The organism is Nostoc sp., assembly GCF_036916575.1.
GTDB lineage: Bacteria > Cyanobacteriota > Cyanobacteriia > Cyanobacteriales > Nostocaceae > Nostoc.
Window position 1 is genome coordinate 78,220 of sequence record NZ_JBALGC010000016.1, and the last position, 11,372, is coordinate 89,591.

Consider the following 11,372-nt stretch of genomic DNA (forward strand, 5'->3'; position numbering starts at 1 on the left):
TGAAGATAACGACTAGGCACTGCAATTGTTGAGTAATAGTAATTATGGCGAAACCAGCAATTTTAACCGTCGATGATGATCCAGAAGTGCTGCAAGCAGTGTCACGAGACTTGCGGCATCAGTATGGCGATCGCTTCCGGATTGTCAGGGCAGATTCCGGTATTACTGCTCTGGACATGGTGCAGCAACTAAAATTACGGAATGAAGCAGTTGCTCTCTTCTTGGTGGATCAACGTATGCCTCAAATGGGAGGTGTGGAGTTCCTGGAACAGGCAAAAGGCATCTTTCCTGACGCGAAACGTGCTTTGCTGACGGCGTATGCAGATACGGATGCTGCCATTAAGTCAATTAATAGTGCCAGACTGGATTATTACTTACTCAAGCCCTGGAATCCACCAGAAGAGAGGCTATATCCTGTTTTAGATGATTTGCTAGATGATTGGCTATCAGCATTCCGCCCACCCTTTGAAGGCATTCGAGTCATTGGTAATCGCTGGTCGCCTTTTTCCCATCACGTGAAAGACTTTTTGGCGCGTAACCAAATTCCATTCAAGTGGTTGGATATTGAACTGGCGAAAGATGCCGCAAAACTGGTGGAATACGCACAAGCTGATGGTAGACAGCAATTACCCTTGGTGCTGTTTCCCGATGGTTCCCGATTAATTCAACCATCCAATTTAGAGATTGCTGCCAAAATTGGACTGCAAACTCAGGCAGAGCGCCCCTTTTATGACTTGGCGATCGTGGGTGCTGGCCCTGCCGGACTAGCAGCCGCCGTCTATGGCGCTTCTGAGGGATTGAGTACTGTCTTAATTGAGCGTGAAGCGCCAGGGGGACAAGCAGGCACTAGTTCGCGGATTGAAAACTATCTAGGGTTTCCTGTTGGTTTGAGTGGCAGTGATTTGGCAAGGCGGGGAGTTACCCAAGCGCGGCGATTTGGGGTGGAGATTCTCACACCTCAAGTAGTAACCGGGGTTCGACTGCAAAATCCTTATCGGGTTCTGCAATTAGCGGATGGCAGCGAGATTAGTTGCCATGCACTTTTAGTTGCAACGGGCGTTTCCTACCGTTGGTTAAATGTCCCAGGAGCCGAGAAACTGACAGGGGCAGGAATTTACTACGGTGCTGCCATGACTGAGGCGATCGCCTGTACCAACGAAGAGGTTTACTTGGTAGGCGGGGCGAACTCTGCTGGACAGGCAGCAATGCACTTTTCTAAGTATGCCAGCAAAGTGATCATATTGGTGCGGGGAGAGTCACTAGCATCGAGTATGTCGCAATACTTGATTGACCAAATTGCCGCTACTGAAAATATCCAAGTTTGCACAGGTTGCAGCGTCGTGGAAGTGAAGGGAGAGGAATATTTAGAAGCAATTGTGATTGCCCATGCCAAGACTGGACAAACCGAAACCGTGCCGGTGCGATCGCTGTTTATTTTCATCGGAGCTAGCCCCAAAACAGATTGGCTTGATGGCGTTATTCAACGCGATACTCAGGGGTTTATTTTAACGGGGCCCGACTTGATGCATAATGGCAAATCTCCCCCAGGTTGGCATTTGGAACGCTCTCCTTTCCTATTAGAAGCCAGCGTTCCTGGTATCTTTGCAGCTGGAGATGTGCGTTACGGCTCAATTAAGCGGGTAGCATCCGGTGTGGGAGAAGGTTCGATCGCCATTCAATTCGTTCACCGTTACCTAAGTAATGTTTAGCTGAAGCGGCGAATACTAAGCTGTTTAAGTAAAATCTGCAACCCTCTCCCCTGCTCCCCTGCCCCCCTGCCCTTTTAAGGAGGTTCATTGATGTTATGTGTTGAGGAATTAATTAACTTAGACCCGTTTCAACAGCTTCCCAAAGAGCGATTGCAGTGGGTTTGCGATCGCGCTCAAACAATTGAACTTAGCGCTGGAGAAATGTTGGCGCATGAGGGAGACCCTGGACGCGGTTTATTTATCCTAGTTAAAGGTAAAATTAATATCACCAGGCGCACAGAAGGAGTTGAAATTCCGATCGGGCAACACGAAGCCCCATCTTTTTTTGGTGAAATTCCAGTACTCACAGATGAACCTGCACCTGTGACATTCCGGGCGTTGACAAATTGCAGCGTTTATGAAGTAAAAGGAGAAGACTTTTGCAAACTGCTGCATGAATGTCGTGATTTTGAACGGATGATTTTCCGGATTATGCAACGTCGTGTCCGGGGGCTAGAGTCTTTCATTCGTGGGCGGGAAAAGATGGCAGCTTTAGGGACACTTGCCGCTGGTCTAGCTCACGAACTCAACAACCCAGCCGCAGCCCTGGTTCGGACTTTAAAGGAAATGCCAGCCGCCATCCTAGAGTTACAACGAATGAACTTAGTTTATGGGCAACGTAATGTTGAGGAAGCGCATACTCAACACTGGTTGAGAGTACGCGATCAGGGCTATGATGTGATTCTGAATAATCGCCTAGATCCTGTGACATCAAGCGATCGCGAAGCCATATTGCTGGAATGGTTAGAAGACTATGGTGTGAACCAAGCATGGAAATTAGCGGAACCTTTAGCAGAAGGCGGTATTGAGGTCGAAACCCTGGAGCAGCTCATGGAACGTTGGCGCAACGACGACACCGAATTGCGAGAAATGGGATTGCACTGGCTATCGCTTTCGTTTGAAGTCATGTCGATGATTAAACATGGTTTGCGAGGATCTCAGAGGATTTCCGAACTTGTGCAAGCGATGAAGTCTTATACTTACCTCGATCAAGGCATTCAGCAAGAAGTAAATCTACATCAAGGCTTGGAAGATACCTTGCGATTGTTTGCTCATAAACTCAAATGTGGTGTCCAAGTTGAACGCAATTACGATCAACAGCTTCCGAAAATGCTTGCCTATGGCAGTGAACTTAATCAGGTGTGGACGAACTTAATTGACAACGCTATTGATGCAATGGATGGTAAGGGACTGCTGAAAATTACAACTAGCCATTGCGATCGCTTTGCTCATATTGACATTATTGACTCTGGTAGTGGAATTCCACCTGAAATTAAAACCCGCATTTTTGAACCTTTCTTCACCACCAAATCAGTGGGGCATGGGTCAGGACTCGGTTTGGAAACCGTTCGCCGGATTATAGAAAATCGCCATCACGGTACGCTCTCATTTGAGTCGCAGCCAGGCAGAACTTGTTTCACCATTTGCTTACCCTTATCAAATCAATGAATCACAATCGATTTATTTGTTGCAAAGATTTTTGGAAATAAGCTAAACCACATCTAGTTTGCATAATCTGAAATTGTACATTTATTGTGGGGTGGGCGTCTCGCGCGCCCAATATATACTTTGGTTTTTGTGGAACAGCTTAGTACCGTAAAAAGTCAAGTACAGAATTAACCTCCAGAGTGGCACGATGTTTTTCTACAATAACTTGATGTGCGATCGCTAAATTCATCTTTACAGGATTAAAACTTTAGTAATTGACTAAAAAGCCCCAAAACCAGGCGGATTTTGTGTATGCTTTGTGACCAAGTGCCTTAGCAATACATGGACGGGAGTCAATATGGAACGCGTCATTTCTGCGTTAGGAATTTTAGTTTTTATTGGTATATCCTACGCCTTCTCTGTTAATCGGCGTGCGGTGCGTTGGCGAATAGTGGCTTGGGGCTTGGGATTGGAGTTTGCATTTGCGCTAGTGATTCTTAAAACTCCTTGGGGTTTAAATGTGTTTAAATCTCTGGGAGATATTGTCAGCCAATTTTTAGCATTTTCTGATGTCGGTGCTAAATTTGTCTTTGGAGAAAATTTTAAGGATCATTTCTTTGCTTTCCAAGTGTTGCCGACAATTATCTTTTTCTCTGCCTTTATTAGCGTCTTATATTACTACGGCATTTTACAGCAAATCGTAAATCTGGTGGCGTGGGTAATGATCAAGACGATGAAAACATCCGGTTCTGAATCTTTATCTTGTGCAGGTAACATCTTTTTGGGGCCAACAGAATCAGCGCTGATGGTTAAACCTTATATAGCGAATATGACGCAATCAGAACTCCATGCCTTGATGACGGGTGGTTTTGCCACAATTGCCGGTGGAGTACTAGGAGCGTATCTTTCCTTTGGCATACCAGCAGAACACCTGATTGCTGCCTTCTTTATGACAGCTCCCACATCGTTGCTGGTATCAAAATTACTTTACCCAGAAACAGAAGTATCCGAGACGGCTGGTAAGGCAAAAGTGAATGTAGAAACCAATTATGTAAATGTAATTGATGCTGCTACTACCGGAGCGCTTGACGGTGTAAAGTTAGCAGTTAATGTTGGGGTGACGATTATTGCCTTTTTAGGATTATTAGCCGCCCTGAATGCGTTACTGGCATGGTTGGGCGCATTTGTGGGTCTACAGCAACTCTCATTACAGTGGATTTTATCTTTTCTCATGGCTCCTGTGGCGTGGCTGATGGGCGTACCTTGGGCTGATTGTCGGCAAGTTGGGGCTTTATTGGGTACAAAGACAATTCTCAATGAGTTTATTGCTTTTTTGGATTTGAAGGCACTAATTGAAAGTGGGAAGATTTCCCAACGTGCAATTATTATTGCGACTTACGCATTATGTAATTTTGCAAATATCGGTTCAATTGGTATTACCATTGGCGGCATTACTGGGATAGCGCCTAATCGTCAGCATGATTTAGCTCGCATGGGTGTAAGGACAATGATTGGCGGATTGCTAGCAGGTTTTATCACCGCTTGTATTGCTGGGATATTGATTTGAAAAAGAAATCTCCAAATCAAAATTCCGCAGCGGACACCTCCAATGATCGGGAGCATCCCAATTTTGCAAATTTACCAAGATAATAGATTAGACCTCTTGCATAAATGCTTAAATTGTCATATTAAGCGGAGCGATACATCTAGTGAGATTCTTCTCTCCACTGCGTTTCGTACCCTGCGGGAACGCTGCGCGAACAGAATGACATACCTGATTTTGGGACTTTTGCAAGAGGTCTATTGTCATTGCGAATGAAGCGTTCGCCCTTGGCGTTCCCGAAGGGTAGCGGAATGAAGCAATCGCAAAGTCTAGATGTTGCGATTGCTTCTCTACGAGACGCTCCGCGAACGCTCCATTTCATTACGTACCCTGCGGGAACGCCAAGGGCGAACGCAATGACAAAATATGTTTTTACACATTTGGGATGCTCCCTAATGATCAGCCAGACTTCATATCAAATATAGATGAGGGGCAGGGTTTCCATGTTTGTGCTCTCGCTCTTGAACCTCTATCCTCTCCCCAGTTGATCCTCCTGTCAAAATTTGAATTTGGAATTGCTGCAAGTGTCTCGTTATACCAACTCTTGGGATTGAGCTTCAACGATCAGCCTAATTAGAGAGGAAAACAATGGCAACATACCCTATTCTTAAATTTCTATATCAAAGAGCCATAACATGACTGTACAAAGGTTCACTCCGTTGATGCTGCCGTTGCTGTTCTGCAGAAAGCGATCGCAACTCAAAAAGACGGACAATCGCCGTTTCCAATCCTTCATTTACCTCACTCTACATTCACAAGGAACAAATCATGACAAATTCTGATGCTAAAGTTTGGTTGATTACAGGTAGCTCTAGTGGCTTTGGTCGATCGCTAGTTGAGGCTGTTCTCAAAGGAGGCGATCGCGTCGTCGCCACGGCTCGAAAACCCGAACAACTGGATGATCTCACTCAACAATACCCAGAGATAATTCATCCGGTTCGTCTAGATGTGACGAATCTACAAAACGTTCAAGCTGCGGTCGAGTCGGCATTGGATCAGTACGATCGCATTGATGTCCTAGTTAACAATGCAGGTTATGCTGCAATGGGCGCAATTGAAGAATTGAGCGACGACGACATTAGACAGCAATTTGAAACGAATTTCTTTGGTGCATTGAGCATGATTCGTGCCGTGCTACCGACCATGCGGGAGCAACGCAGTGGTCACATTCTCAATATTTCCTCTTTTGCTGGTGTGGCTTCTTTGAGTGGACTTGGGGTCTATAGTGCAACCAAGTTTGCGCTCGAAGGAGCTTCGGAAGCGTTGGCACAGGAAGTCAAGCCCTTAGGCATCAAAGTGACGCTGATCGAACCGGGAGCATTTCGGACGAATGGTGCTGGTTCATCAATGGTCACGCCAAAGCATCCGATCACAGACTATGCCGAGACCAGCGGCAAGATGATCGATGTCATACGGTCATTGCATGGTAACCAACCCGGCGATCCAGCAAAAGCTGCTGCCGCGATGATTCAAGTGGTTGAAAGCGACGATCCACCCATGCGATTAGCGCTCGGCGAAGATTCAGCGAATGGGATTGTGCAAAAGCTCGACGCGATGAAAGCTGAACTCGAAGCTTGGAACCCTCTTTCGATTAGCACTGCATTTGAATGAAACAGTAGCCGCAACTTAAGGCTTGAGAGAATCGCTGTGCGAAGCTGCTCATAGACTGATCATCGCGTTGCACCCGATTCCGTTACTGATACCACACCTGAGAAGCACCCAAATGGGTAAGAGGAAAGCTCGATCATGCTTCGTATGATTGAACCAAGACGCACTTCACGACTCCCAGTCAAGGTCTGAAGTAGCTTCTGTGTTTCTGCTCTCACTCTTGAACCTCTATCCTCTCCCCAGTTGATCCTCCTGTCAAAATTTGAATTTGGAATTGCTGCCAAAATCCAAAATTGATTGACAATGCCCTACTCATCTGTAGAGTAAAACTGTTGGGCGTAAAAACGGGCATACCGTCCTTCCTTAGATAGTAAGGAGGCGTGGGTACCAGCTTCAACCACCTGTCCTTGTTCTACTACAAGAATGCAGTTAGCACGACGAACGCTGCTCAAGCGATGGGCAATAATAAACACGGTACGGTTTTGCATGACTCGCTCCAGCGCCTCTTGAACTAGTGCTTCTGATTCCGAATCCAAGGCAGAGGTGGCCTCATCCAAGATGAGAATTCGCGGATTGTTGACGATCGCTCTGGCGATCGCTAATCTTTGGCGTTGTCCTCCCGATAGGTTAACTCCACGTTCGCCCACCCACGTATGATAACCCTGAGAAAACTGGGTGATAAAGGAGTGAGCGTTGGCAATCTTTGCTGCTTCTTGAATCGCTGCTAAATCTAATTTTTCCTGACCGTAACCGATGTTTTCGGCGATCGTTCCCGAAAAAAGGGTAACATCTTGGGGAACAATCCCAATTTGACGGCGCAGGCTGGTGAGTGTAACGTCGCGGATATCTATATTATCAATCAGAATTTCACCCGCCTGGGGGTCATAGAAGCGAAGTAAAAGGTTAATTAACGTCGATTTTCCTGCTCCAGAAGAACCAACCAAGGCAATCACATCACCAGGAGAAGCGTGCAGGCAAAGATCCTTGAGGACTGGCTGGCCAGGATTGTAGGCGAAATTGACATGACGATACTCTACCTTGCCAGCAACTCGCGGCAGTTCCTTAGCATTCGATTTTTCGCTGAGGCTAGGCTGCTTTGCCATCAGTTCAAAGATGCGTTCTACGGAAGCTTCGGCCTGTTTGTACTCGTTGTAATTGCTAATCATTAGGTCGATTGGCTGAATCAGTAAAGCCACAGCAGCCAAGAAACTGATAAACCCTTGAGCTGTCAGCTGATGCTGAGAAATCTGCCATCCTCCCAATAAAAATAGCAGCATAATACTAACTGCTTCCAAAAAACCGACAACGGGAAACTGAATGGATTTGAGTTGTTGAGTGCGATACTGAGCCTGGCGATTGCGTTCTGCTTCCTGATTGAATCGCTTCACTTCATACTCTTGGGCTGCAAAAGCCTGAACCACACGAATCCCGCCAAATACTTCAGTTAGCAGCGCCGACAAATTGGAAACCTGATTTTGACTCTGGCGAGATAGTACAAGTAATCGCTGACCAAATAGCCCTATTAACCAAGCCATGAAGGGAGCCAAAATCAAACCCGCAAGCGTGAGCGGCCAATTCAAGTAAAGCATGTAAATGGGAATTACAATTAACTGCAACAGATTGGAAAGAAACTGATGGGATAACTTATCAACAATCTCGCCTACCCGGTCGATATCTTCAGTTAGGCGATAAGTGAGGTCTCCCGTCTGTGTGGTTTCAAAGTAATCCAATCCGAGTTTGTGCAGGTGAGCGTAAACTCGCTTACGCAAGTTTAAAACCATCTCCAGAGCAGCAGCTATCATAAAGACATTCTGCCCGTATTGACAAAGCCCTCGAACCAAAAATACTAAAGTGGCTAGTCCGAGCCAGTAGGCAATCTGGTTAACATTTCCCTGGCCAATAAAAAAAGCGACCTTACCTGCTAAATAGGGCACTGCTAGGGTGAATAACACAAATCCTAAGATACAAGCCAATCCCCGAATTAATAGCGGCCACTGGGGCCACAGATAAGGCAACAGTTGCCAGTAGCTAGAGCGGACTTTCATAGTTCAATTTTGTATGCTTATATTCTGGCAACGCCGCAAAGTATGCCTTACCTTCATTATTGAAATTTGGCAGCAGTAATTTCTACTCTGTTTCTCCTAGATAGGTTAGCAGAAAGCGGGCAATTCTCTCAGATGCGCCGGGCGGGCCAAATCGCTCAGGGCCATTTTCTTTGCACTTAATCAGGTAGTCTGAATCTTGTAAAGTCTCGACTACTCGTCGAGCTGCTTGCTTGAGAATCTCAGGGGTTGCTGGCTTGGTGCCGATGGTTTGGGCAGAAATGCCTAACAGCCGTGTTTGCGCCTCTGCAAATCGATAGGTAAATTGAGGGCCTTCTCCGGGAATCTGGATGATAGGTTTCCCGATCGCTACAGCTAAATCTACTGCCAACCCTGCCATACCAATGACGAGGGTAGAGTAACATAGGATGTCATTAAAGGCATCTGAATAACATCTCACTTCCACAAGCGGTGATTCGTCAGCAGAACTTCCTGGAGGAGAATAGCTGAGTACGCCTTGCTGATGTTGCCAACCTTGACTTTTGGCAATGTCGTCCAGTTGTTCGATCAAATCCGGGATCAAGGCTGCACGAAACTGTAATCCTAATTCAGGCATCACCTTGGCGATTTCTACCACCAGTTGCAACTGCAAACAGAAATTTCGCGCAGCTTCAGGCATCCGTGACCCTGGCAAAAGAGCGATCGCTCTTTGGTTCGGTTTCAGGTGCAAGTCTTTGCCAACAGGAACGAGCCAATCTAAAGCCGGAATGCCACCAAACTGAGCTTTAGTTATACCTTGCCGTTGCAGGTCATCAGCCGTATAGGAATCCCTGGTGAAAACTGCCAGACATCTAGAAGAATTGAGGTCGTGCCACAAAAGCGGATTGAGTCGTAACCGCCCTTCGTAGAGGGCAGAAAGACAAGAGATAAAGGAGACAAAGGGGCGCTTTGTTAAGTAAGCAAATGTCTGAGAGATAAAATCCCCAGTAGCCATAATCAAATCGCAATTGGGAGCATAATCCAACACCGCTTGTAATTGTCGCCAGGTTAACCCAATCAATCCCGATTGAAAATCTTTGAGCAAATAGAGGCGCTTCATGTAAAAGAATCCCCCAGAGGGCATCCTTTGCGTTGGGCCAATAATCGGAATGTTTAAGTTGCGGTAAGCTTTTCCTTCCCCGACAATCGGCATTGCTGCCATGTCAAGAGAAGGACACGATTGACGCAGGGTTTGAATAACATGAGAGGTATGGTTGTCCTCTCCGTGGCCGTTACTGATAAATAAGATTCGCTTAGAAGGCATCTTGGTATTTGGATAGCAAAAGAAAAAAAACAGCGAATTTTTTCTTATTTTATGGCTCTGGTAGCATTATTGATGAGCGTACCTTGGGCTGATTGTCGGCAATTTGGGAATTATTAGCAATTGCTTTGATCATTTGGGGATGAACGAGTATTAAAGACTCGTTAATGAGTATCAAAGGTGGATGAATGAGTATCAAAAGTGGATGAACAAGTATCAAAGACTCGTTAATGAGTATCAAAGGTGGATGAATGAGTATCAAAAGTGGATGAACAAGTATCAAAGACTCGTTAATGAGTATCAAAGGTGGATGAATGAGTATCAAAAGTGGATGAATCTAGTTTTGCGCTTCTAGTTTTTTTTGGCTGGCAATGACTTTTAGTAAAGGTTTAGGGCTGCCAGTGCTGCCTAACTTCCTTGCCCAGCATTGGCTCCTAGCATCAGACTGATAGTGTTTATTAACAGACCAAGTTAGATTCTTTCGTGAAGGAACAATAACTTACGCTGGAGGTATTGATGCCCAGTCTAGAAACCTTAAAGGTCGCTGGCGTTCCGCTGCTACTGCGTCCACCCGCCAACCGTGATCGTCACACTCCTCTGATTTTGTTCTGGCATGGTTTTGGTTCTCCTAACGGTGAGGCTGATATTGCGGAGGCGTTTGCTCTAGAACACGTCGAAGCTTGGAAAGCCTATTTAGGGTTGCCGCTTTTTGGTCAACGGTCAGTTGGTGTTGAAGATCTGATGCGCCGACAGATGGAAGACTATGTGCTGCAACTGCTTTTACCTGTAGTTGAGCAAGCGGTAGAAGAGTTACCAGAGGTAATTGAGGCATTGCGATCGCATTGTGATTTAGACAGGAACTCGCCCCTTGGTTTATTTGGCTTTTCCGCAGGTGGACTTGCTGCACTTTTAACCCTTGCAGAAAGTCATCTTCCAATTCAATCTGTTGTCCTTACGGGTGTCACAAAAGACCTTTCAGCAGCAGTAGCGACTTACGAACGATTTACCCAGTCATCCTATGAAATGCTCTCTGAGCAGTATCCTGGGCTGAAGCCAGAGTATGAATGGTCTGAGGAATCTGAGACAGCCAGAAATCGTCTTGATTTCGTTGCTCATTCAAAGGAAATTGTTCAAAGAGATCCACTTCCTGCAATCCTGTTTGTGCATGGTGTTCAAGATGAAGCATTCAATCTAGATGATGTAGAAGCATTGCATGATGCACTCAAAATTCAGTATCAGCAGCTCAGTCATCCTGAAAGGTTGTCACTGAGAGTATTCCAACATTTGAGACATGCGATTGATCTAACATCGAACTCCTCACCGGAACAACAAGCAGATATTGTTGAAATTGAGAGGGTCGTTGCTGATTGGTTCAAGCAATATCTTTGAAGATGTTAGCACCAGCCGCCCAACACTTCAGCGCAGCAGATGGACAGAAGCTGCTGCTGCAACACCCCATCCCACTGAGACTAGCCAATCTATGATCTCACAGGCGATCGCTGTAGTGGCTTTGGCAACGATATAAGCTGTCCCTGTGGCAGCAAGGATAGATCAGCGTATTAGCTAGATTAAATCTAAAAGTGGAAGAAATTGCCCTAAAATTTGTGTAAGTATGAAGCTGCTGAATCTTACATTAACTTTAA

9 protein-coding genes are annotated in these 11,372 nt (G+C 45.8%); 7 read left to right on the forward strand and 2 right to left on the reverse strand.

The features are described 5' to 3' along the window. Window positions 1–44: 44 nt before the first annotated feature. From V7L29_RS05255 to V7L29_RS05270, 4 genes are all read left to right on the forward strand, one after another. The gene (locus V7L29_RS05255; protein ID WP_334688575.1) at window positions 45–1,709 is read left to right on the forward strand and encodes an FAD-dependent oxidoreductase; all 1,665 of its coding nucleotides are present in this window, start codon (window positions 45–47) and stop codon (window positions 1,707–1,709) included. A 90-nt stretch (window positions 1,710–1,799) separates the two neighbouring features. Further along, window positions 1,800–3,197 carry an ATP-binding protein gene (locus V7L29_RS05260; RefSeq protein ID WP_334688574.1) on the forward strand — a complete coding sequence of 466 codons (1,398 nt, stop codon included), beginning with the start codon at window positions 1,800–1,802 and terminating at the stop codon, window positions 3,195–3,197. 337 nt (window positions 3,198–3,534) lie between these two features. Beyond that, on the forward strand, window positions 3,535–4,743 hold the full coding sequence (locus V7L29_RS05265) for a NupC/NupG family nucleoside CNT transporter (protein WP_334734760.1): 1,209 nt from the start codon (window positions 3,535–3,537) through the stop codon (window positions 4,741–4,743). 804 nt (window positions 4,744–5,547) lie between these two features. Continuing rightward, a complete protein-coding gene (locus tag V7L29_RS05270) occupies window positions 5,548–6,390 on the forward strand; it encodes an oxidoreductase (protein WP_334734761.1) in 843 nt (280 codons plus the stop codon). Between the two features lie 305 nt (window positions 6,391–6,695). Here the strand turns inward: V7L29_RS05270 and V7L29_RS05275 are convergent, their stop codons facing one another. Both V7L29_RS05275 and V7L29_RS05280 read right to left on the reverse strand, forming a co-directional pair. After that, on the reverse strand, window positions 6,696–8,432 hold the full coding sequence (locus tag V7L29_RS05275) for an ABC transporter ATP-binding protein (protein ID WP_334734762.1): 1,737 nt from the start codon (window positions 8,430–8,432) through the stop codon (window positions 6,696–6,698). An 82-nt stretch (window positions 8,433–8,514) separates the two neighbouring features. Then, on the reverse strand, window positions 8,515–9,732 hold the full coding sequence (locus tag V7L29_RS05280) for a lipid-A-disaccharide synthase-related protein (RefSeq protein WP_334734763.1): 1,218 nt from the start codon (window positions 9,730–9,732) through the stop codon (window positions 8,515–8,517). Window positions 9,733–9,913: 181 nt separating this feature from the next. On the opposite strand from V7L29_RS05280, the gene V7L29_RS05285 reads away from it, so the two are divergent. The 3 genes from V7L29_RS05285 (at window position 9,914) to V7L29_RS05295 (ending at window position 11,254) form a co-directional block, all read left to right on the forward strand. Next, a complete protein-coding gene (locus tag V7L29_RS05285; RefSeq protein WP_334734764.1) occupies window positions 9,914–10,084 on the forward strand; it encodes a hypothetical protein in 171 nt (56 codons plus the stop codon). A 161-nt stretch (window positions 10,085–10,245) separates the two neighbouring features. Next, window positions 10,246–11,118 (forward strand): prolyl oligopeptidase family serine peptidase, encoded by an 873-nt coding sequence (locus tag V7L29_RS05290; protein WP_334734765.1) that lies wholly within the window; start codon window positions 10,246–10,248, stop codon window positions 11,116–11,118. Next, window positions 11,090–11,254 carry a hypothetical protein gene (locus tag V7L29_RS05295; protein WP_334734766.1) on the forward strand — a complete coding sequence of 55 codons (165 nt, stop codon included), beginning with the start codon at window positions 11,090–11,092 and terminating at the stop codon, window positions 11,252–11,254. Before V7L29_RS05290 ends, V7L29_RS05295 begins: the two co-directional genes overlap by 29 nt. Window positions 11,255–11,372: the final 118 nt, after the last annotated feature.